At 71.3% G+C, this 21,147-nt stretch carries 21 protein-coding genes; 19 read left to right on the top strand and 2 right to left on the bottom strand.

Features of this window, described 5'->3' with window-relative positions:
* Positions 1-5 precede the first annotated feature (5 nt).
* From C1729_RS12035 to C1729_RS12100, 14 genes are all read left to right on the top strand, one after another.
* Positions 6-770, top strand: a complete 765-nt coding sequence (locus C1729_RS12035) for a flagellar biosynthetic protein FliR (RefSeq protein WP_242493819.1) — start codon at positions 6-8, stop codon at positions 768-770.
* Positions 770-2,017, top strand: a complete 1,248-nt coding sequence (locus C1729_RS12040) for an EscU/YscU/HrcU family type III secretion system export apparatus switch protein (RefSeq protein WP_102510157.1) — start codon at positions 770-772, stop codon at positions 2,015-2,017. Before C1729_RS12035 ends, C1729_RS12040 begins: the two co-directional genes overlap by 1 nt.
* Entirely contained in the window at positions 2,014-4,062 is a 2,049-nt protein-coding gene (gene flhA, locus C1729_RS12045) for a flagellar biosynthesis protein FlhA (protein ID WP_102510158.1), read from the top strand. The genes C1729_RS12040 and flhA overlap by 4 nt, the downstream gene beginning before the upstream one ends.
* Positions 4,040-5,230, top strand: coding sequence for a hypothetical protein (locus C1729_RS12050; RefSeq protein WP_129590748.1), 1,191 nt, complete (start codon positions 4,040-4,042; stop codon positions 5,228-5,230). Before flhA ends, C1729_RS12050 begins: the two co-directional genes overlap by 23 nt.
* A 50-nt stretch (positions 5,231-5,280) precedes the next feature.
* Complete coding sequence (gene csrA, locus C1729_RS12055; RefSeq protein WP_102510160.1) at positions 5,281-5,514, top strand: carbon storage regulator CsrA; 234 nt, start codon at positions 5,281-5,283, stop codon at positions 5,512-5,514.
* 118 nt (positions 5,515-5,632) lie between these two features.
* Positions 5,633-7,993: a chemotaxis protein CheA gene (locus C1729_RS12060; protein WP_102510161.1), complete on the top strand. Its 2,361-nt coding sequence runs from the start codon at positions 5,633-5,635 to the stop codon at positions 7,991-7,993.
* A complete protein-coding gene (locus C1729_RS12065; RefSeq protein WP_102510162.1) occupies positions 7,990-8,433 on the top strand; it encodes a chemotaxis protein CheW in 444 nt (147 codons plus the stop codon). Before C1729_RS12060 ends, C1729_RS12065 begins: the two co-directional genes overlap by 4 nt.
* Positions 8,430-10,127, top strand: a complete 1,698-nt coding sequence (locus C1729_RS12070; RefSeq protein WP_102510163.1) for a methyl-accepting chemotaxis protein — start codon at positions 8,430-8,432, stop codon at positions 10,125-10,127. Before C1729_RS12065 ends, C1729_RS12070 begins: the two co-directional genes overlap by 4 nt.
* A gap of 121 nt (positions 10,128-10,248) precedes the next feature.
* Positions 10,249-11,406: a protein-glutamate methylesterase/protein-glutamine glutaminase gene (locus C1729_RS12075; RefSeq protein WP_102510164.1), complete on the top strand. Its 1,158-nt coding sequence runs from the start codon at positions 10,249-10,251 to the stop codon at positions 11,404-11,406.
* Positions 11,403-12,224 carry a CheR family methyltransferase gene (locus C1729_RS12080; RefSeq protein WP_102510165.1) on the top strand — a complete coding sequence of 274 codons (822 nt, stop codon included), beginning with the start codon at positions 11,403-11,405 and terminating at the stop codon, positions 12,222-12,224. Before C1729_RS12075 ends, C1729_RS12080 begins: the two co-directional genes overlap by 4 nt.
* Positions 12,221-12,601 (top strand): response regulator, encoded by a 381-nt coding sequence (locus C1729_RS12085; protein ID WP_102510166.1) that lies wholly within the window; start codon positions 12,221-12,223, stop codon positions 12,599-12,601. Before C1729_RS12080 ends, C1729_RS12085 begins: the two co-directional genes overlap by 4 nt.
* Entirely contained in the window at positions 12,598-13,065 is a 468-nt protein-coding gene (locus tag C1729_RS12090) for a chemotaxis protein CheX (RefSeq protein WP_102510167.1), read from the top strand. Before C1729_RS12085 ends, C1729_RS12090 begins: the two co-directional genes overlap by 4 nt.
* A 45-nt stretch (positions 13,066-13,110) precedes the next feature.
* Entirely contained in the window at positions 13,111-13,476 is a 366-nt protein-coding gene (locus C1729_RS12095) for a response regulator (protein WP_102510168.1), read from the top strand.
* Positions 13,473-13,970, top strand: a complete 498-nt coding sequence (locus tag C1729_RS12100) for a hypothetical protein (RefSeq protein ID WP_102510169.1) — start codon at positions 13,473-13,475, stop codon at positions 13,968-13,970. The genes C1729_RS12095 and C1729_RS12100 overlap by 4 nt, the downstream gene beginning before the upstream one ends.
* Before the next feature lie 84 nt (positions 13,971-14,054).
* Here the strand turns inward: C1729_RS12100 and C1729_RS12105 are convergent, their stop codons facing one another.
* Entirely contained in the window at positions 14,055-14,573 is a 519-nt protein-coding gene (locus tag C1729_RS12105) for a gluconokinase (protein WP_102510170.1), read from the bottom strand.
* Entirely contained in the window at positions 14,570-15,163 is a 594-nt protein-coding gene (locus C1729_RS12110; RefSeq protein ID WP_102510171.1) for a DUF488 domain-containing protein, read from the bottom strand. The genes C1729_RS12105 and C1729_RS12110 overlap by 4 nt, the downstream gene beginning before the upstream one ends.
* Positions 15,164-15,266: 103 nt before the next feature.
* Between C1729_RS12110 and C1729_RS12115 the strand changes: the two genes are divergently transcribed.
* From C1729_RS12115 to C1729_RS12135, 5 genes are all read left to right on the top strand, one after another.
* Positions 15,267-16,730 (top strand): NCS2 family permease, encoded by a 1,464-nt coding sequence (locus tag C1729_RS12115; protein WP_242493820.1) that lies wholly within the window; start codon positions 15,267-15,269, stop codon positions 16,728-16,730.
* Between the two features lie 103 nt (positions 16,731-16,833).
* Complete coding sequence (gene manA / locus C1729_RS12120) at positions 16,834-18,030, top strand: mannose-6-phosphate isomerase, class I (RefSeq protein ID WP_102510173.1); 1,197 nt, start codon at positions 16,834-16,836, stop codon at positions 18,028-18,030.
* Between the two features lie 33 nt (positions 18,031-18,063).
* Positions 18,064-19,197 (top strand): LCP family protein, encoded by a 1,134-nt coding sequence (locus C1729_RS12125; RefSeq protein WP_102510174.1) that lies wholly within the window; start codon positions 18,064-18,066, stop codon positions 19,195-19,197.
* Between the two features lie 74 nt (positions 19,198-19,271).
* The gene (locus C1729_RS12130) at positions 19,272-19,721 is read left to right on the top strand and encodes a MarR family winged helix-turn-helix transcriptional regulator (protein ID WP_102510175.1); all 450 of its coding nucleotides are present in this window, start codon (positions 19,272-19,274) and stop codon (positions 19,719-19,721) included.
* Positions 19,718-21,055 carry an MFS transporter gene (locus tag C1729_RS12135; protein WP_102510176.1) on the top strand — a complete coding sequence of 446 codons (1,338 nt, stop codon included), beginning with the start codon at positions 19,718-19,720 and terminating at the stop codon, positions 21,053-21,055. Before C1729_RS12130 ends, C1729_RS12135 begins: the two co-directional genes overlap by 4 nt.
* The last annotated feature ends 92 nt before the right edge of the window (positions 21,056-21,147 follow it).

The following is a 21,147-nucleotide window of genomic DNA, read 5'->3' on the forward strand; positions in this document are numbered from 1 at the left end:
CGGGCGTGGAGGTGTCGTTCGCGCTCGCCACGGTCGAGACGGTCGCGCTCGCGTCCGTCCGGATCGTCGCGTTCCTCGTCGTCGCGCCGCCGTTCTCGCACCGCGCCGTGCCAGCGAGGGTGCGGGCGATGCTCTCGGTCGGGCTCGCGCTCGCGGTCCTGCCGCGGCTCGAGGAACCGACGACGACGGAGATGAGCGCGTTCTTCGGGGCGCTCGTCGTCCAGGTTGTCGTCGGGGCCGCCCTCGGGTTCGTCACGTACGCGCTCGTCGCAGCCGTCGCCGCGGCCGGCTCGTTCATCGACTTCTTCGGCGGGTTCCAGATCGCGCAGGCCTACGACCCGCAGTCGATGGTCATGGGCGCCCAGTTCACGCGCCTGTTCCAGATGATCGCGGTCGTCCTCATGTTCGTCACGGGCGCCTACCAGGTGACGCTCGCGGGCCTCGCCGCCAGCTTCGACGTCGTGCCCCTCCACGGCGGTCTCGACCTCGGCCCGGTCGCAGGCGAGGTCGCGCACGTCGCCGGCCGCATGTTCCTCGTCGCGCTCCAGGTCGCAGGTCCGCTCGTCGTCGTCCTGTTCCTCGCCGACGCGGCGCTCGGCCTCATCACCCGCGTCGCGCCCGCGCTCAACGCGTTCGTCCTCGGGTTTCCGCTGAAGATCCTTCTCACGCTCCTCCTCGTGCCGTTCGTCATGCTGGCGCTCCCTGGCCTCGTCGAGCGGCTCGCCGACGACTCGGTGCTGTCGTTCGGTCGTCTTCTGGGGGTGGGGTAGTGGCTGACGCTCCCGGAGGTGGTGAGAAGACCGAGAAGGCGACCCCGCAACGCATGAAGAAGCTCCGCAAGGACGGAGCCCTCCAGCGCAGCCAGGACCTCTCGGCGTGGCTCGGCGTCGGCGCTGCGGCGATCATGCTGCCCGGCGTCGTCGCTGACGGACGTGCGGCGGGCGAGGCGCAGCTCGCAGCGATCGACGACGTCATCGCGGACCCGACCCCGGAGCGGGCGCTCGCGGCGCTCACGGACGGTCTCGGCTCGGTGCTCGGCACGCTCACCCCCGTCCTCGTGGCTGTCGTCATCGCGGCGATCGTCGCGAACGTCGCGCAGGGGGGTCTCCACATCTCGACGAAGAAGCTCAAGCCGTCGTTCAAGCAGCTCAACGTCGTCCAGGGGCTCAAGCGCATCTTCTCGGTGCAGTCCCTCTGGCAAGGCCTCAAGGCGCTCCTCAAGACCGTCGTCGTCGGGCTCGTCCTCTGGCAAGCGGTCGCATCGATCGTGCCGCAGCTCACCGCTGCCGGCGGGCTCTCGCTCGCGTCACTGCTCGAGATCGGTGGCGGTGCGGTGCGAGCGCTCATCGTCGGAGCGGTCGCTGCAGGGCTCGGGCTCGCCGCGGCCGACCTCTTCGTCGTCGTGCGCAAGAACCGCAAGCAGTCACGCATGTCGAAGCAGGAGATCAAGGAGGAGCACAAGCAGTCCGAGGGCGACCCGCTCCTCAAGGGGCAGATCCGCTCGCGCCAGCTCGCCATGAGCCGCAACCGCATGATCGCAGACGTCGCCGAGGCGGACGTCGTCATCGTCAACCCGACGCACGTCGCGGTCGCGCTCCGTTACGAGGCCGGAACGGGCGCGCCCCGCCTCGTCGCGTCCGGGCAGGGCGCGCTCGCGGCGCGCATCCGTGCCGCAGGGGAGGAGCACCACGTGCCGCTCGTCCATGACGTGCCGCTCGCGCGCGTGCTCCATGCGTCGTGCCGGGTCGGCGAGGAGATCCCCGCCGAGCTCTTCACAGCCGTCGCGCAGGTGCTCGCATTCGTCATGGCGCTCAAGGCCCGCGGTGCGGGCCAGGGACACCACACGATGCCGAGACCCACCTCCGTCCCCACGATGTCGCGTGCGGACCGGCTGCGCTCCCGGCGCGAAAGCCAGCGCCGGGCCCGTGAGGAGCGAACTCCTCAGACCTCCGCGCCCCCGGCCGATAGGACGTCAGACAGCCGTGCCGCCGACCAGTCCCAGGAGAACGTCCGATGAAGAAGGTGGGCCCCCTCGCCGTCCCCGTGGGGATCGTCGGCATCGTCCTCATGCTCGTGGTCCCGCTCCCGGCCCCGCTCATCGACGTGCTCATCGTCGTCAACATCGCCGGGTCGCTCATGATCCTGCTCATCAGCATGTACGTGAAGAAGCCGCTCGACTTCTCGGTGTTCCCGTCGATCATCCTCGTCGCGACGCTCTTCCGGCTCGGCCTCAACGTCGCCTCGACGCGACTCGTGCTGCGCGACGGCTACGCGGGCGAGGTCATCAGCGCGTTCGGGCACTTCGTCATTGGCGGTTCGCTCGTCATCGGCATGGTGATCTTCCTCATCCTCGTCGTCATCCAGTTCGTCGTCATCACCAACGGTGCCGGTCGCGTCGCCGAGGTCGGGGCACGCTTCACGCTCGACGCGATGCCGGGCAAGCAGATGGCGATCGACGCGGACCTCAACGCGGGTCTCATCTCGGAGGACGACGCTCGGCGCCGCCGCGCCGAGGTGTCCGCGGAGGCCGACTTCCACGGCGCGATGGACGGTGGCTCGAAGTTCGTCAAGGGCGACGCGATCGCCGGCATCATCATCACCGTCATCAACCTCGTCGGGGGCTTCGCGATCGGCATGGCCCAGCGGGGCATGAGCGCGGGCGAGGCCCTTGAAACCTACTCGCTGCTGACGATCGGCGACGGCCTCGTCACGCAGATCCCTGCCCTCCTGCTCTCGGTGTCGACGGGTCTCATCGTCACGAGGTCGGCGAGCGACGACGACCTCGGCACGGCGACGGGCTCCCAGCTCTCGCAGTCGAGCACGGCGATGCTCATCGCCGGGTGCGCGTCGATCGGACTCGCGCTCCTGCCGGGCATGCCGAAGCTCCCGTTCCTCGGCGTCGGCATCGTCCTCGTCGTCGCGAGCCGACGCGTCCGAAGCCGGGACGTCGAGCGGGAGGCCGCGGCAGAGCTCGAGGCGGCGGCCCCGGCCGCCCCGCAGCGTGACGCGACCGAGCAGATCCTCGAGGAGATGCGCGTCCACGCGCTCGAGGTGCGACTCGCACCCGACCTCGTCGACCTCGTGCGTCCGGGGGCGACCGACGACCTTCTCGGCCGCATCCGGTCGCTGCGCCGATCGATCGCGCTCGACCTCGGGATCGTCGTGCCGCCGGTGCGGACGCGCGACTCGGTCGAGCTGCCGCCGGCGACGTACTCCGTGCTCGTGGCGGGCGTCGAGGTCGGCACGGGCATCCTCCCGCCGGGCCGCGTCCTCGCACTCGGTGACGACCTCGGCTCGCTCCCGGGTGAGCCTGTGCGCGAGCCCGTGTTCGGGCTCGACGGCAGGTGGGTCCCGACGGAGTCCCGGTTCTCCGCGGAGATGATGGGGGCGACAGTCGTCGACCGAGTCTCGGTCCTCGCGACGCACCTCTCGGACATCATCGTGCAGCACGCCGACAGGCTGCTCTCGCGCGAGGACGTCCGGGTCCTCACGGAAAGCCTCAAGCAGGTCAACCCGGCGGTCGTCGACGAGCTCGTGCCCGGGCTGCTGCCGCTCGGCGAGGTGCAGCGGGTCCTCGCGGGCCTGCTCTCCGAAGGGGTCTCGGTGCGCGACCTCGGCCGGATCTTCGAGGCGCTCACGACGCGTGCGCGGGTCTCGACGGACCCGGAGGGGCTCGTCGAGGCGGCGCGGCGTGCGCTCGCGCCCGCGATCACGGCGCAGCGCACGGCGGCGGGTGTCGTACCGGTCATGACGATCGAGCCGATGCTCGAGCACAGTCTCCTCGAGGCGCTGCGCGCGGGCGACGGCGGGACGCAGATCGCGTTCGACGCGGACCGTCTCGCGGTGTTCTGCGCGCGCGTGCAGGAGCTCCGCGAGGCGGGGGCGTCCCAGGGGCGGGAACCGGTGCTCGTGTGCGCACCTGCCCTGCGCCCTGCGCTGTCGCGTCTCGTGAGGTCCCAGCTCGGCGACGTTCCCGTGATGTCGTACGCGGAGGTCACGGGCACCGTGCAGCGGATCGAGCCGGTCGGGGTGGTGAGCGATGTCCCGGCGATTGCTGCTTGACGGTCCCGACCTCGCGGCGCTCGTCGCGCGGGTGCGTCGGGAGCACGGCCCGGGGGCGCGCGTCGTCCAGGCGGAGCGGGTGCGTTCGGGCGGCGTCGGGGGGTTCTTCGCGAAGGAGTACTTCGAGGTGCTCGTCGACGTCCCGGAGATCGGTGACGTGCCTGTCGAACGGGCTGCGCCCGCGTCCCTCGAGGACCTGCTTGACGCGGCCGACGCGGAGGAGGCACGTGCGGCGGGGGGCGATGCGCCGCCGGCGGTCGGGCTCTCGACGGACGGCTCTGACTTCGCCGAAGTACTCGACAGGGTGCGTGCGCTCGTCGCGGCGCAGGGTGTCGCACCGTCGTCCGACGTCCCGGCGGTGCGTCCGCGCGCGTTGCGCGCGGTGCCGGACGACGTTGGCCCTGGGACGCCCGAGCCGTCACCCACCCGTGTCGTCCAGCGTCCCGTCGTCATGCCGCGCGCCGGTGTTACGGTGCCCGAGCTTCTCGAGGTTGGGGTGCCGTCCGAGGTCGTCGCGGCGGCGCTCGGCCACGTCCCGCCCTCGCCGGGCGTGCGTGTCGCGCTGTCGTCGGTGCTCGCCCACGTCGAGAAGGCGCCCGAGGTGGTGCGGCCCGACGGCGCTGCGCTCGTCGTCGTCGGCGAGCCGGGAGCGGTGACGGACGTCGCGGAGCAGTTGGCGCGGCGCGCGGGCGTCCCCGGGTCGCGCGTCGTCCTCGCGGGGGATCACGGTCGTCTCACGGACGTCGCCCTGGGCCGCGGCGACGGCACGGGCGGTGCGCGTCCGGTGCTCGTTGACGTCGACGACGCGGCTGAGCTCGTCACGCGTCTTGGGGTCGCGGGTGGGGCGGTCATCGTCGCGCTCGCGGTGCCCCCCCACCGGGCCGGACGCGAGCGGGTTGGTGCGATGGTCGACGCTCTGCGGCCCGTGCAGCTGTGGGCAGCGGTCGACGTGGGGCGGTCATTGCTCGAGACGCGTCGGTGGCTCGAGCTCGTGCAGGCGCACCGGCGTGTCGACGCTCTCGGCGCGATCGGTGTCGAGGGTTCGTCGGCGCCCGCCCAAGTGCTCGCGCTCGGCGTTCCGGTCGGCATGCTCGATGGGCTCGTGGCGTCGGCCCCGGTGTGGGCGGCGACGTTCGCGGAGCGGCTCGACGACGCAGTCTGGGACTGAACGGCGCTTCTGCTGCAGGAGTCCGGGCGTTCCTGCGTTAGCCTCGGACCATGCTGGTGCTGAGTCGCAAGGTCGGTGAGAGTGTGCTCATCGGCGACGACATCGTCGTGACGATCGTCGAGGCACGCGGTGATGCGGTGCGGATCGGCATCGAGGCACCGCGGTCGATGCGTGTGCACCGGTCGGAGGTTGCGACGGCCGTGTCCGAGGCCAACGCGGCGGCAGCCGCGGTGAGCGACGACGACGTCAAGGACCTGCTCGGTCGGCTGCGGCGCCCCGAGTAGCCCGCGCGAGGAAGAGAGCGCGAGGCGTCGCACGACGCCTCATGGAGGCCCCGCGGCGTCCGATGGTGGAGGGTGACGGTCGTCCCGACCGTGCGCGCAGCCCCGCCGAAGGAGTGCCATGGAAGGCATCGACGAGATCGTCCGCGAGTTTCTCATCGAGAGCACCGAGAACCTCGACCAGCTCGACCAGGACCTTGTCGCGCTCGAGTCGAACCCGGGCTCCCGGGACCTGCTCGGCTCAATCTTCCGAACGATCCACACGATCAAGGGAACGAGCGGCTTCCTGTCGTTCCACGCGCTCGAGTCTGTGACGCACGTCGGCGAGTCGCTGCTCGTCGAGCTGCGGAACGGCGAGCGTCAGATGGACCAGCCGACGACGGACGTGCTCCTCGAGATGGTCGACACGGTGCGGGCGATCCTCGCGCGGATCGACGAGAACGGTACGGAGGACGGTGTCGAGACCGAGGCGGTCGTCGCGCGGATCCAGCGGATGCTCGACGGCGTGACGGAGCCCGCGGTGACGGACGCTGTCGCCGAGGTCGGGGTCGGCACCGTCGACCCGGACGAGGAGCCTGCTCCTGCGGTTCCCGTCCTCGCGACCGCAACGGCCGGGACGGCCGAGGTCGGCTCGGCCGCCGCTGCGCCGGCACCTGTCGCGGGCGCGACCCGTGTCACGCCACGTGCACGCGCTCCGCGCACCGACGAGCACACCGTCGCAGCGCCTGCTGCGTCGCAGATCGTGACTCCCGAGGCGCAGCGCGGAGCGTCCGGGGGCGCTGGTCGGTCCGCGAGCGTCGAGACGTCGATCCGCGTCGACGTCGAGCTGCTCGACGAACTCATGCGTCAGGTCGGCGAGCTCGTCATCGTGCGGAACCAGATCGCGCAGAACACGGGCCAGGACACGGACCCGGAGCTGTTGCGCTCGGCGCAGCGGCTCTCGACGATCGCGACCGAGCTGCAGGAAGGCGTCATGAAGACGCGCATGCAGCCCATCGACCACGTGTGGTCGAAGATGCCGCGCGTCGTGCGAGACCTCGCCAACGGTGCGGGCAAGCAGGTCGACCTCGAGATGGTCGGCGGGGAGACAGAGCTCGACCGTTCGCTCCTCGAGGCGGTCAAGGACCCTCTGACGCACCTCGTCCGTAACGCTGTCGACCACGGCATCGAGCTGCCGGGCGAGCGTGAGGACGTCGGCAAGCCACGTCAGGGCCGGCTCGCCCTGCGGGCGTACCACGCTGGCGGCCAGGTGGTCGTCGAGGTGCGGGACGACGGCCGGGGCATCGACCCCGAGAAGGTCGCCGCCAAGGCTCTGCAGCGTGGTCTGCGCACCGTCGAGCAGCTTGACGCGATGAGCGTCACCGAGCTGCAGTCGCTCGTCTTCCTGCCGGGGTTCTCGACGGCGGAGACCGTGACGAACGTGTCCGGCCGCGGTGTCGGCATGGACGTGGTCCGGGCGAACCTCGAGGAGATCGGCGGGCAGGTCGACGTCGAGTCGGAGGTCGGCGTCGGCACCGTGTGGCGCCTTCAGATCCCGTTGACCCTCGCGATCATGCCCGCGCTCACGGTTGTCTCGGGCGGGGAGATCTACGCGGTCCCGCAGGTGAGCCTCCTCGAGCTCGTCGCGCTCGACACCGAGCGCACGGCCGGCGCGATCGAGCACGTCGGCGGCTCCGAGGTCTACCGCCTCCGCGGGGAGCTCCTACCGCTCGTGCGGCTCACGGACGTGCTGCGCACGCCCGCCACGGAGCGCAGCTCGATGGTCATCGCGGTGCTGCGCGCGGACAACCAGCGGTTCGGTCTTGTCGTCGACCGCGTGCTCAACACCGAGGAGATCGTCGTCAAGCCGCTCGCGTCCCAACTGCGGGCCGCAGCGACGTACGCGGGGGCGACGCTCATGGGCAACGGGCGCGTCGCGCTCATCCTCGACGTCCAGGCGATCGCGCGGCGTGCGCTCGTCGGCGACCTCGTCGAGCAGGTGGGCACGGCGACGGAGGCGGTGACGACGACGTCGGCGTCGCGCGACCTCCTCGTCGTCGCGCTCGACGACACCCGGCGTGCGGCGATCCCTCTCGACGCCGTCACGCGCCTCGAGCAGATCGATCCGGCGCGCGTTGAGGTCGCGGGGCACCGAGAGGTGCTGCGCTACCGCGGGGCGATCCTGCCGCTGCTGCGTCTCTCCTCGGTCCTCGGCGGTGCTCCGGCGGGCGAGGGTCCGCTTGACGTCGTCGTGTTCAGCCGTGGTTCGCGCTCGGTCGCGATGGTCGTCGGCGCGATCCTCGAGATCGTCGCGGATTCGTCCGACGAACGCCGGCCGGCGGACACGCACGGTGTCGCCGAGTTCGTGACGCTCGGCGGCCGGGTCACGGAGGTCGTCGACCTTCCGGCCGTGCTCGGCGCTGCAGATCCTCATTACTACTCCGACCCTCTCCCCGCCGTCGACGCTCTCGTCGACGCTGACCTCATGGTGGTGGCCTCGTGACGACCCAGCTCGTGACGTTCGAGATCGACGGTGCGACGTACGGCGTCCCGGTCGACCTCGTTCAGGAGACGCTCGGCCATCAGCCGCGTACGCTCGTCCCGCTCGCGCAGCCGGGGGTCGCGGGCCTCGTCAACCTGCGGGGCCAGGTCGTCCTCACGGTCGACCTGCGTCCGATGCTGGGGCTCGAGCCGCTCGCGCCCGGGGCCGAGGCCATGATGGTCGTCGTCAAGGTGGACGGCGAGGCCGTGAGCCTCCTCGTCGACACGGTGGGCGAGGTCCTCGACGTCGACGAGTCGACGTTCGAGGCGGTGCCGGAGACGCTCGGCGCCGCGATGCGCGCGCTCGTCGTCGGCGTGCACAAGCTCGACGGCCGCCTCCTGCTCCTGCTCGACGTCGCCGCCGCGCTCGCGCTGCAGCCTGCCGAGGAGCGTGCGTCGTGAAGCGGCTGCCCGGCGTCGCCCGGCTCTCCCGCCTCCGGGACCGGCTGCCCCGGCTCCGGTCGCGCGCCTCCCGCTCGCAGCCGTCTCCCTCGCCCGAGCCCGACCCGCGGGGCCGAGGGTTCCGCGGACGCCGTAGCACGGCGTCGCTGCGCGCGCAGATGTTCGTCCTCGTCGCGGTCGCGGGCGTGGCCCTCGCGGTCCTCGGGGCTGCGAGCGTCGTCCAGGTGCTCGCCCTGCGGGACGCGACGAAGGACGTCGCGAGCACGAGCATCGAGGTCACCAAGCCGGCCGCGCGGCTGCGCGCCCAGGTCGAGCGGTCGAGCGCGCTCATCGGCCAGGCGGCCGCGACCGCGAACTTCATGCAGCGCTACTCCCTGAGCGACGACCTCGCCGACAACGACGAGGAGGTCGCGGCGTCGATCGCCGCGCTCCGCGAGAAGCTCGAGCCCGGGGTTATCGACCCCGTCGCCGAGGTCGTCGACCAGGCCCGCGCGACGCGCGTGCGTCTCATGGCGAACCAGAAGCGCGAGGACGAGGTCTTCTCGACGATGTACCAGGACGAGTACGTCCCGCTCATCGACACGATCGGCGTCGAGCTCGACGCGCTCGACGTCGCGATGGCCGCACAGCTCGAGGAGGCGGTCGATGCGTCGACCGCACGGGCGCGCACCTCGATCATCGTCGTCGTCCTCGTCTACGTCGCCGGGACTGTGGGGATGTGGCTCGTCGCGTCACGCGTCGCGGGACGGATCCGCCGGAACGTCGCCGGGCTCCAGGGCTCGATCGAGGCGATGGCGTCGGGCGACCTCACGCACGAGACGCTCGTGACGTCGCGCGACGAGCTCGGCCGCGCGGCCGCGGCCCTCGACGTCGCACGCACGGCCCTCGGTCAGCTCCTCGCCGGGGTGCGGGAGACGACGGACCTCGTCCTCGACGGAGCAGGGCGGGTCGAGGCCGGGACGCAGCGGGCAGGGTCCGCCGCGTCGAGCGCGTCCTCGCAAGCGGGCGCCGTCGTGGGCGAAGCGGGGGAGGTGCGGGTGTCGGTCGTCACGGCGGCCGAGGGCACCGACCAGCTCGGCGACTCGATCCGGGAGATCGCCCGCAGCGCCGCGGAGGCCGCGCACGTCGCCGAGACGGCGGGCGGGATCACGGAAGCGGCGGTCGAGACCGTGCTCGCCCTCGACCGGGCGAGCGAGGAGATCGGCGAGGTCGTCGACGCGATCACGCGGATCGCCAAGCAGACCAACCTCCTCGCGCTCAACGCCTCGATCGAGGCGGCCCGCGCCGGGGTGGCGGGACGCGGCTTCGCGGTCGTCGCCGACGAGGTCAAGGACCTCTCCGTCATGACCGCGCGGCAGGCGCAGGACATCGGCGACCGCGTCGGCGCGATCCAGGCCGGCTCCGCGGAGACCGTGCGGCGCATCGAGGAGATGCGCGACATGGTGACGCGCATCAGCGACATGCAGATGACGATCGCGTCGGCGGTCGAGGAGCAGACGGCGACGAGCGCCGAGCTCGGCGGGTCCGTGGGCCGCGCCGCGGCGGGCACCGACCGGATCACGGACGCGATCACGTCGGTCGCCGACGCCGCGCGCACGTCGAGCGAGGTCGCGCAGGCGCTGCGTCCCGAGGTCGAGCAGCTCGCGGACGCCGCCCGTGGCCTGCGCGAGCGCGTCGACGCGTTCGTCTTCTGACCCGCGGTCGCGGACCGCTCACGACGAGCGGTCCGCGACCGATGGGGAGGCCGTGGGCATCCCTGCCCGTGGTGCGCGCCGACCGGTGCGCGCCGTCCCAACGAACGTGAGGAGGTGCAGCGTGCCGATCCGTGTGCTCGTCGTCGACGACTCGGTCGTCATCCGCAGGCTCCTGGTGCAGGCGCTCGAGTCCGAGGCGGACGTCGAGGTCGTCGGGACCGCGTCGGACGGGCTCCGTGCGCTCGCGAAGGTCGAGCAGCTCTCGCCCGATGCCATCACGATGGACATCGAGATGCCGCAGATGGACGGCGTCACGGCCGTCCGCGAGCTGCGCAGGCGCGGCGTGCGGGTCCCCATCGTCATGTTCTCGACGCTCACCGCGCGTGGTGCGTCGGCGACGCTCGACGCTCTTGCGGCGGGTGCTAGCGACTATGTGACGAAGCCGTCCAACGTCGGGTCGCTCGCCGAGGCCCTCTCCAGGGTCGCGGGCGAGCTCGTGCCGAAGCTGCGTGTCCTCGTGGACCGTGCGGCGCGGCCTGCTGCGCGTCCGTTGCTCGGCACCTCGGCGGCGCACGCGGCCGCGCGGCCGAGCGTCGCCCCTTCGACGCCGTTCGCTGCGCCGCGCGGGGCGGCGGTGCACCGTGCGTCCGCGACGCTGCCCGCAGCGCCGACGCACCCGGTGCGTGCGGTCGTCGTGGGCTCCTCGACGGGCGGCCCCGAGGCGCTCTCGCGCGTGCTCGGCGGGCTGCAGAGGCCCCTGCCCGTCCCCGTCCTCGTCACGCAGCACATGCCGCCGCTTTTCACGGCGCAGCTCGCGCTGCGGCTCGACCGGCTCGGTCCCTCGACGGTCGTCGAGGCGTCGGACGGCGACGTCCTGCGCCCGGGCCACGTCTACGTCGCCCCGGGCGACTTCCACCTCGAGCTCGCGGGCACCGCGTCGACGGCGCGCGTCGCGCTCTCGCGCAGCGAGCCCGTGAACTTCTGCCGCCCGAGCGTCGACGTCATGCTGCGCTCGGCGGTCGCGGTCCTCGGGCCGCAGCTCCTCGGCGTCATGCTCACGGGCATGGGCCAGGACGGTGCGGCGGGCGCGGCCGAGCTCGTCGCGGCCGGCGGGACGATGATATCGCAGGACGAGGCGACCTCGGTCGTCTGGGGGATGCCCGGTGCGGTCGCCGCCGCGGGCACGACCCACCGGATCCTCCCGCTCGACTCGATCGCGGACGCGATCGCGGCCCGGTGCGCGGACGTGCGTGCGCTCACGGCGGGAGGCGCGTCATGACGCTCACGCACGATTCGTTCGAGTTCGTCGCCGACCTGGTGCGGCGCCGCTCGGCGATCAGTCTTGGTCCTGGCAAGGAGTATCTCGTGGAGTCGCGGCTCGCGCCTCTGGCGCGCAGTGCGGGCGAGGACGTCGAAGGGCTCGTGCGTCGGCTGCGGCAGGGTGCTGACTTCGGTCTGCACGAGGCTGTCGTCGAGGCGATGACGACGAACGAGACGTCGTGGTTCCGGGATCATCTGCCGTTCGACGCGCTGCGTTCGACGATCGTGCCGACGCTGCTCGAGGGGCGTGTCGTGCCGCGGCTCGACGTGTGGTCGGCCGCGTGCTCGACGGGTCAGGAGCCGTACTCGATCGTCATGATGCTCGACGAGCTGCTGCCTGAGCACGCGCTCGTGCAGGTACTTGCGACGGATCTTTCGAACGAGGTGCTCGACCGGGCGCGGGCCGGGTCCTACTCCCAGCTCGAGGTCAACCGGGGGCTGCCGGCCCCGTACCTTGTCAAGCACTTCCGTCGTGAGGGCGCTTCGTGGACGATCGATCCGCGGCTGCGTGCGCGGGTCCGCTTCCTGCGGCACAACCTGCTCGACGCACCGCCGCCGGGCGGACCGTTCGACGTCGTGTTCCTGCGCAACGTCCTCATTTATTTCGACCTCCCGGTCAAGCAGCAGATCCTGCGTCGTATGGCGCGGGTCGTGCGGCCCGGAGGCTACCTCGTGCTCGGCGCCGCCGAGACGACCGTCGGCGTCGATGACGCGTGGGAGCGCGTCGCGGCCGGCCGCACGTCCGTGTACCGCCTGGGCCCAGGGAGGATCTCATGAAGGCGTTGGTGATCGACGACTCGCGCACGATGCGCAGGATCGTCGCAGGGGTGGTGCGCGATCTCGGCTTCGAGATCGTCGAGGCCGCCGACGGCGCCGAGGCGCTCGCGAGGATGGAGGACTCGGGTCCGGTCGCGCTGTGCTGCGTCGACTGGAACATGCCGGTGATGAACGGCCTCGAGTTCGTCCAGGCCGTGCGTGCGCGTCGTGAGTGGCGTGAGACGACACTCATGATGGTGACGACCGAGTCGGAGCACGGGCAGATCGTCAAGGCGCTCGCGGCGGGTGCGCACGAGTACGTCATCAAGCCGTTCAGCCCGGATGCGATCCGGGACAAGCTCGAGTGGCTCGGGCTGCTCCCTCAGGAGGTGTCATGACGGTCATCGATGCTGCTGTGGCGACGCCGGCGACGGTCGTTGCGATCGCCCAGGACGTGTTCGCGGCGCTCGTCGACGACGGTGAGGTGCTCGTGCAGGAGTGCGGTGCGCCGGCCGGTTGGTCGGAGCCTGTCTCGGCGTGGGTGGACATGCGTTCGGAGGGCTTGCCGGGTGCGGTGCGTACGCGGGTCGTCGCGGAGCGCGGCGACGTCGAGGTGCTGGTGCGGGCGTTGTTGCGTGAGCCGGCGGACGCCGTCGTGTCGCACGAGGACGTCGTCGACGCGTTCGGTGAGATCGCGAACGTCGTGGGCGGTAATGTCAAGGCGCTGCTCCCGGCGCTGGCGACGCTGTCGCTCCCGGAGGTCGCGGCTGGTGCTGCCGTGGGCTCGGAGGATCTTGTCGTCTCGGTCCCGCTCGTGTGGCGGGGCCATGTGGTCGTCGTCTCGCTCTCGCACGTCGCTTGAGATGCGGGACCGGTCGGAGCTGGAACGAAGGAGAGAGGGGCTGTCATGAGCCTGTATGTCATGGTCGCTGACGACTCGCGCGTCATGCGGCAGATCGTCGTGCGTACGTTGCGGCAGGCGGGGTACGACTGGGAGATCCTCGAGGCGGTCGACGGTCAGGACGCGTTCGACAAGGCGCGCGCCGAGCAACCGGACTTCGTCCTCTCGGACTGGAACATGCCGGGCCTCACGGGCATCGAGCTTTTGCGCGCTCTGCGCGCTGCGGGCGACGACGTCCCGTTCGCGTTCGTGACGTCCGAGGGCTCGGCGGAGATGCGGGCCCAGGCGGAGGAGGCGGGGGCGTTGTTCCTCGTGTCGAAGCCGTTCACGCCTGAGGCGTTCCGGGACGCCATCGAGCCGGTGCTCGCATGAGCGCGCCGACGCCGCTGCCGGGCGCGCTGGAGTTCCGTGAGCTGCTCGAGGGGCTTGTTGGGCGTCAGGTCAACGTCACGGTGCGGGGTCGGGGCGTGGACCCGGCGCGGGGTCTGGGCGCGACGGTCGCGGAGTACGTCGACGACCAGATGCAGCTCGCGGCGCTCGTCGTCGCTGAGCTCGAGCTTGCGGCGGCGGCGGGCTCGGCGATCGGTCTCGTGCCTGCGAAGGAGGTCGAGGCCTCCGTGCGGTACAAGGAGCTGAGCGCGTCCCAGATCGAGAACTTCAGTGAGATCTGCAACGTGCTCGCGTCGCTCTTCAACGCTGACGGCGCGCCGCACTTGCGTTTCACGACGATGCACGTGCCGGGTGCGGCGCTCCCTGGCGACGTGGCGCAGTGGGTGACGGCGCACGTGGCGCGTCTGGACCTTGATGTCGAGGTCGTCGGCTACGGGTCCGGGGCGCTCTCGATCGTGGTCGTCCCACGCACCTGACGGGTGTGTCGTTGGACGCGACGGCCGGGCACCCCAGGCGGGTGCCCGGCCGTCGTCGTCTGGGGGCAGGGCCTCGGTCGCGGTTCAGCGTCCGTGCCACCAGGCGGCGGCGGCGTCGGCGAGCTCGTCGGGTGTCGCGGTGACGTCGAGGACCGTTCCGGGCTCGTCGTCGGCGAGGCGTTCGAGGGTCGCGAGCTGGGTGTCGAGCAGGGACGCGGGCATGAAGTGGTCGGTGCGTGCGCCGATGCGTGCGGCGAGGAGCTCGGGGGCGCCGTCGAGGTGGACGATGACGGTTCCGGGGGCGCCTGCGCGCAGGCGGTCGCGGTAGGTGCGGCGGAGGGCGGAGCATGCGACGACGACGCCGTCGGGGACGGCGGCGATCGCGGCGGCGACGGTGTCGAGCCAGGGTGCGCGGTCGTCATCGGTGAGGGGGATGCCGGCGCTCATGCGGGCGACGTTCGCGGCGGGGTGGAGGTCGTCGGCGTCGACGTAGGGGACACCGAGGCGTGCGGCGAGGAGCGTCGCGACGGTGGACTTGCCGCAGCCGGAGACGCCCATGACGACGATCCGCGGGGGCGGGGTGTCGGAGGGGCTGTGGGTCATGGGTGGGGGGTCGCCTCGGTGGTGCCGGTGGCGTTGTCGCTGTCGGGTGCGGGGTACGTGAGGGTGCCGTCGGGGTGGAGGACCGCGCCGGCGGAGAGCTCGGCGGTACGGGTCTGGCCGGGCGCCATGAGGTGGACGACGGGCTCGCCGCGCGCGAGGAGTTGGTCGGCGATGAGTCTGCGGTGGCAGCGCCACCAGACGGCCTCGGCGCACATGAGGACGATGCTCCGGCCGTGGGCGGCGGCCGTGTCGCGCAGGTTGCGCAGATCGTTGAGCGCGGCGCGGAAGTCGGCGGAGAGGGTCCAGTCGGCGTAGTTGTGGAAGCTGCGGTGCTCCCACCAGGCATTGGTCTCGGGCGGCACATCGCGCTGGAGGGGACGACGGCCGGTGAGCGCCGGGAGCCGGCGAAGGTCGATGCCGCGCTGGGCAAGGGCGTCGCGGAGCGGGTCCTCGTCGAAGTGGGGGTAGCGTGCGGAGCCGGGGAGCCTGCGGACGTCGACGACGACGCCGACGTGGGCGTCGGTGAGGAGGTCGAGGAACTCCTCGAGCGTGCGCGTCGAGTGGCCGACGGTGAGAACGGGCGTCGTCATGGCACCTCCGGGATCGACTGTCAGGCTATCGCGCGGTTGCGAACGCGTCCGGGTCCTGAGAAGTTCCCGCATGAAGTTGCGGCCCCGTGGGAATATGCTCGCCATGACTTCCTCCCCCTCCACGGTCGCGCCCACCAGTGCGATCGACCGCTTCTTCAAGATCACCGAGCGCGGCTCGACGATCGGTGCGGAGATTCGCGGCGGCCTCGTGACCTTCGCCGCGATGGCCTACATCATCGCCCTCAACCCGCTCATCATCGGCACCGCCCAGGACGGCACGGGCAAGTTCCTCGGCGGCAGCACCGACGCGCCGAACCTCGCGATGGTCGCCGCCGTCACGGCGCTCGCCGCGGGCGTGCTCTCGATCCTCATGGGGGTCGTCGCCAACTTCCCGATGGCGCTCGCCGCGGGTCTCGGCCTCAACGCGGTCGTGGCTTTCCAGGTTGCGGCGCTGCCGGACATGACGTGGGCCGACGCGATGGGCATCGTCGTCCTCGAGGGTCTTGTCATCCTCGTGCTCGTCCTCACGGGCTTCCGCACCGCGGTGTTCCGTGCGGTGCCCCGCACGCTCAAGACGGCGATCTCGGTCGGCATCGGCCTCTTCATCACGCTCATCGGTCTCGTCAACGCGGGCTTCGTCCGCAAGGCGCCCGAGGGTGTCGCGCTCGAGCTCGGCCAGTTCGGCTCGCTGCAGACGTGGCCGGTCCTCGTCTTCGTCATCGGTCTCACCCTCGCGATCGTCCTCACGGTGCGGGGCGTCCGTGGTGCGATGCTCATCTCGATCGCTGTCGCGACGGTGATCGCGGTCATCGTCGAGGCCGTCGCGAAGCTCGGCTCGTCGGCGGTCAACCCCAAGGGTTGGAACCTCAACGTTCCCGCGCTCGACGGCTCGCCCGTCGCGGTGCCGGACTTCGGGCTGCTCGGCCAGTTCTCGCTCTTCGGCGCGGTCGGCAAGATCGGGATCGTCGCGGTCGTCCTCCTCGTCTTCTCGCTGCTCCTCGCGGACTTCTTCGACACGATGGGCACGATGGTCGCGGTCGGCTCGGAGGCCAAGCTGCTCGACGCGGACGGCAACCCGCCGAAGTCGACGCAGATCCTCATCGTCGACTCGGTGGCCGCAGCTGTCGGTGGCATGGCGTCGGCGTCGTCGAACACGAGCTACGTCGAGTCGACGACGGGTGTCGCGGCCGGTGCGCGCACGGGCCTCGCGGCGGTCGTCACGGGCGTGTGCTTCCTGCTCTCGACGTTCCTCGCGCCGGTCGTGGCGCTCATCCCCAACGAGGCGGCCGCTCCGGCGCTCGTCATCGTCGGTTACCTCATGATGACGCAGGTCCTCGACATCGACTGGAAGTCTCCGGACATCGCGATCCCGGCGTTCCTCACGCTCGCGATCATGCCGTTCTCGTACTCCATCACGGCAGGCATCGGCGTGGGCTTCATCGCGCACGTCATTGTCAAGGCTGCGACGGGCAAGGTCCGCTCCGTGCACCCGCTCATGTGGGTCGCCTCGGCGATGTTCGTCGTGTATTTCACGCTCGTTCCGCTCCAGGCGCTCCTGGGCATCTGAGTCTTCGCTAGGCTCGGTCGGAACGATCGAACGGGGCCCCGGGCACGCGACGTGCCCGGGGCCCTGACCGTCCCGGCGCTAGCCGGGACGAGACAGGAGCACGATGTACCGCCTCACGAACCCCGTCAAGCACTACGACTGGGGGTCGACGACAGCGATCCCGGCGTTCCTGGGCCGTCCGGCGGACGGGCGCCCGGTGGCTGAGGTGTGGATGGGTGCGCACCCGTCGGCGCCGTCGACCGTCAAGGGTCGGGGGCTCGACGAGCTGGTCCTCGACGACCCGTCGGGGCTCCTCGGTGAGCGGGTGCTCGCACGTTTCGGGCCGCGCCTGCCGTACCTCTTCAAGATTCTTGGTGCGTCGCGTCCGCTGTCGCTCCAGGTGCACCCGGACCTCGCGCAGGCCGCGGCGGGTTTCGCGCACGACGAGCTTTCGGGCCTGCCGGCCGGGGACCCGGCGCGCAGCTATCACGACGACCAGCACAAGCCGGAGATGCTCCTCGCGATCTCACGTTTCGAGGGGCTGTGCGGCTTCCGGCGCCCCCGGCAGGTGCTCGAGCTGCTCGAGCCGCTCGAGGGCGAGCTTGTCGACACGATCCGGTGTGCGCTGCAGGACACGCCGACGTCCGACGGCATGCGGGCGGCGTTCGAGGCGGTGCTCCATGCGCGCGGCCGGATCAGCGCCGCTGACATCGAGGTGACGGTCAGGGGGTGCGAGCAGCAGCTTGCGCAGGGCTTCGGCTCGCAGCAGGCGTACGGCACGGTCGCGGCCCTTGCCCACTGGTACCCGGGAGACCCGGGTGCGGTGGCGTCGCTCCTGCTCAACAGGTTCACGCTCGAGCCGGGGGAGACGGTGTTCGTCGGTGCGGGTGTCGTGCACGCGTATCTCGCGGGGCTTGGCCTCGAGGTCATGGCGAGCTCGGACAACGTGCTGCGGGCGGGACTCACGACCAAGAAGATCGACGTCGATGAGCTGCTGCGCGTCGTCGACTACGCGGACGCACCTCCCGTGCGTCCGGCGGTCGTCCCGGGCGAGGAGGGGCGGCCGTCGGTCGTCCGCGCCCCGGCCGACGAGTTCGCGTTCGCGCTCGTCGCGCCGACGCGCACGGAGCGGGGCCGGGCGACGTACCTCACGCAGGACGGGCCTCGCATCGTCCTGTGCGTGGAGGGCACACTCGCGCTCCGTACAGCGGAGGGTTCGGAGGTCGCGCTCACGCAGGGGGAGTCGGTGTTTGTGCCGCACGCCTCGGGGCGTATCGAGGCGCGGGGTGAGGGCCGGGCGGTCATGGTCTTCGTTCCCTGACTCACCCTGCCTGCGCCCTCTACCGTGAGTGGCATGGGGAGACGGGGGTCGCGCGACGCGACGGAGCAGCCGGTCGGGGACGTCCTCGGCGGTGCGGACGAGGGCAACGACGACGGGGAGGTGCGTGAGCGGCGCGCAGGCAGGCGTGCGCTCGTCGTCGCGCTCGCAGCGCTCGGTGGGCTCGTGCTCGTCGTGGTGCTCGCGCTCGGTGGCGGTGCCCTGTGGCTCGACTCTCGGGTCGAGCGGTTCGGTGACCCGTTCACGGCGATCCCGGAGGCGGGGCGCCCGACGCGCCCGGCGCCGGTCGTCGCCGCGGACCGTGAGCCGCTGAACGTCCTCGTGCTCGGCTCAGACTCGCGGATCTCGGCGGGTGACCCGTCGCAGTGGGAGGCGGGCGCGCAGCGCACGGACGCGATCATGCTCGTGCACCTCGACGGTGACCGGGAGCATGCGAGCGTCATGTCGATTCCGCGTGATTCGTGGGTGGACGTCCCTGGTCGGGGCATGGCGAAGATCAACGCGTCGTACTCGTACGGCGGCCCTGCGCTTCTCGTGCAGACGGTCGAGCAGCTCACGGGGGTGCGGATCGACCATGTGGCGATTGCGGACTTCGACTCGTTCACGGAGCTCACGGACGCGCTCGGCGGGGTCGAGATCACGGTGGGGCAGGACGTCTACGAGTACGTCGCTCCCGACAAGCTCGTCGTCGGCGCGGGCACGCACGTGCTCGACGGCAAGCAGGCGCTCGCGTACGCGCGGCAGCGTTACGGCCTGCCGGGGGGTGACTTCGACCGGGTGAAGCGGCAGCAGAACTGGGCGCGCGCGATCCTCACGAAGGCGGTCTCGCAGGGGACGCTCACGGATCCGGCGAAGGCGACGCGGTTCGTTCGGGTGGTATCGGGCGCAGTCGCGGTGGACGACGGGCTGGGGCTCACGGATCTTGTCGGGCTCGCGACGGAGCTCAAGGGTCTGCGGGCGGGGGACGTCGCGTTCGTCACGGCGCCGGTCCTGGGGACGGGGTGGAGCCCGGACGGCACGCAGTCGATCGTCAACCTTGATCTGGAGCTGCTCGCGCCGCTCGCGGAGGCGATCGCGACGGACGACGTCACGCGGTACCTCGCGGAGGACCCGGACGCTCCGGAGTTGCTCGGCACGGACGTGCGCTGAGCGTGTGGTGAACGGGTGTGACATGTGTCCCGACCCCTGTCGTTAACCGAGGTAATGAACTAGGGTAATGACCTGTGGGACAGGACGACATCTGCGCACCGGGTACGTCCCGGACGGCACTCAGCACCGAGCTCACCTCCGCCGTCAACCGGCTTCAGCGCAGGCTGCGGTCGCAGCGCGGCGATGTCGAGATCGGTGAGGGACAGATCGCCGTCCTCATGACGCTCAAGCACCACGGGGCGATGTCGCCGGGTGCGCTCGCGGACCACGAGCGCGTCTCCGCGCCCGCGATGACCCGGTCGGTCAACGCACTCACGGAGCTCGGGCTCGTCACGAAGCTCGAGCACCCGACGGATCGTCGTCAGGTGCTCGTCGAGCTCACCGAGCGTGGCACGACGGAGGTCGGCACGGTGCGACGCCGTCGTGACCAGTGGCTGTCGAAGCAACTGAGGTCCCTCACCCCCGACGAGCGCGCCACGCTCGCCGCCGCTACGGAACTGATGACACGGATCGCCAACGGATGACCCAGACTTTCGCTTCGCTTCGCTTCTTCAACTACCGGGTGTGGTTCGCCGCCGCGCTCGTCGCCAACATCGGCACGTGGATGCAGCGTGTCGCGCAGGACTGGCTCGTCCTCACCGAGCTCTCGGACAACTCCGGTGTGGCCGTTGGCATCGTCACGGCCCTGCAGTTCGTGCCGGCTCTTCTCTTCTCCCCGTATGCGGGTGTCATCGCCGACCGGGTCGACAACCGCAAGCTCCTCATGTGGACGCAGTCGCTCCAGGGCGTCCTCGCAGTCCTTCTCGGTGGCCTCGTCATCTCCGGGCGCGCGGAGCTGTGGCACGTGTACGTGCTCGCGTTCGCGCTCGGCAGCGTCTCGGCGTTCGACGGCCCCGCGCGCATGACGTTCGTCGCGGCGATGGTCCCGCAGGACTCGCTCGCCAACGCGGTCGGGCTCAACTCGGCGTCCTTCAACGCCGCGCGACTCATCGGCCCGGGCCTCGCGGGCCTGCTCATCGCGGCCGTCGGCTCCGGGTGGGCGTTCGTCATCAACGGCGTCTCGTTCGCCGCCGTCATCGTTGCGATGTCCTTCATGCGCACGTCGGAGCTGCGGCCGCTGCCGCGCGCCGACCGCTCCAAGGGCGGCCTGCGCCAGATGCGTGAGGGCGTCGGGTACATCCGGCGCCGCACTGACATCCTCGTCATCATGGCCGTCGCCGGCGTCGTCTCGGCGCTCGGCCTCAACTTCCAGCTGACGAGCGCCCTCATGGCGACGAGCGAGTTCGGCAAGGGCGCGGGCGAGTACGGCATCCTCGGCTCCGTGCTCGCGATCGGTTCGCTCACCGGTGCGCTGCTCGCAGCACGACGCAAGCGTCCGCGCGTGCGCCTCGTCATCGGTGCGGCCTTCGCGTTCGGCGGGACGAGCGGCGTCATGGCGCTCATGCCGACCTTTTGGTCGTACGCCGCCGCGTCGATCCTCGTGGGACTGTGCTCGCTCACGATGCTCACCGCCGCGAACACGACCCTGCAGATGAGCGTCGACCCCGCGATGCGCGGCCGCGTCATGTCGATCTACCAGATGGTGCTCCTCGGGTCGACGCCCATCGGCTCACCCCTCGTGGGTTGGATCGGCGAGCACTGGGGCGCCCGCTGGTCGATCGGCGTCGGATCGATCGCCGCCGTGCTCATCACCGTCGCGGCCACCTGGTGGACCAAGCGCCGCTGGGAGTACGACGTCCGCTACTCGCTCACCGAGCGCCCGCACCTCCAGGTGCGCTACCACGCGCCCGTGACCCGCGGGGCGGTGCGTGAGGGGCTGCGGACGGGCGAAGCGGGGGAGAGGGCTGCGGCGGCGTAGGCGTGTGCCAGGGAGGCCGGATGTGTCGAGACGCACCTCGGTCGTCCCGCCGCGGGTGCGCGGGCCGGCAGCGGACCGTTCCGTCGGCGCTC

The sequence above is a fragment of the Sanguibacter massiliensis genome, from assembly GCF_900240335.1.
GTDB classification, from domain to species: Bacteria; Actinomycetota; Actinomycetes; order Actinomycetales; family Cellulomonadaceae; genus Flavimobilis; species Flavimobilis massiliensis.

Excerpts from the sequence above, each read along its gene's own strand:
- C1729_RS12135 (WP_102510176.1), top strand. The coding sequence starts at position 19,718 with ATGACCCAGACTTTCGCTTCGCTTCGCTTCTTCAACTACCGGGTGTGG.
- C1729_RS12080 (WP_102510165.1), top strand. The coding sequence starts at position 11,403 with ATGACGCTCACGCACGATTCGTTCGAGTTCGTCGCCGACCTGGTGCGG.
- flhA (WP_102510158.1), top strand. The coding sequence starts at position 2,014 with ATGAAGAAGGTGGGCCCCCTCGCCGTCCCCGTGGGGATCGTCGGCATC.
- C1729_RS12115 (WP_242493820.1), top strand. The coding sequence starts at position 15,267 with ATGACTTCCTCCCCCTCCACGGTCGCGCCCACCAGTGCGATCGACCGC.
- C1729_RS12050 (WP_129590748.1), top strand. The coding sequence starts at position 4,040 with ATGTCCCGGCGATTGCTGCTTGACGGTCCCGACCTCGCGGCGCTCGTC.
- C1729_RS12105 (WP_102510170.1), bottom strand. The coding sequence starts at position 14,573 with ATGACCCACAGCCCCTCCGACACCCCGCCCCCGCGGATCGTCGTCATG.
- csrA (WP_102510160.1), top strand. The coding sequence starts at position 5,281 with ATGCTGGTGCTGAGTCGCAAGGTCGGTGAGAGTGTGCTCATCGGCGAC.
- C1729_RS12060 (WP_102510161.1), top strand. The coding sequence starts at position 5,633 with ATGGAAGGCATCGACGAGATCGTCCGCGAGTTTCTCATCGAGAGCACC.
- C1729_RS12100 (WP_102510169.1), top strand. The coding sequence starts at position 13,473 with ATGAGCGCGCCGACGCCGCTGCCGGGCGCGCTGGAGTTCCGTGAGCTG.
- manA (WP_102510173.1), top strand. The coding sequence starts at position 16,834 with ATGTACCGCCTCACGAACCCCGTCAAGCACTACGACTGGGGGTCGACG.
- C1729_RS12110 (WP_102510171.1), bottom strand. The coding sequence starts at position 15,163 with ATGACGACGCCCGTTCTCACCGTCGGCCACTCGACGCGCACGCTCGAG.
- C1729_RS12085 (WP_102510166.1), top strand. The coding sequence starts at position 12,221 with ATGAAGGCGTTGGTGATCGACGACTCGCGCACGATGCGCAGGATCGTC.
- C1729_RS12125 (WP_102510174.1), top strand. The coding sequence starts at position 18,064 with ATGGGGAGACGGGGGTCGCGCGACGCGACGGAGCAGCCGGTCGGGGAC.
- C1729_RS12090 (WP_102510167.1), top strand. The coding sequence starts at position 12,598 with ATGACGGTCATCGATGCTGCTGTGGCGACGCCGGCGACGGTCGTTGCG.
- C1729_RS12095 (WP_102510168.1), top strand. The coding sequence starts at position 13,111 with ATGAGCCTGTATGTCATGGTCGCTGACGACTCGCGCGTCATGCGGCAG.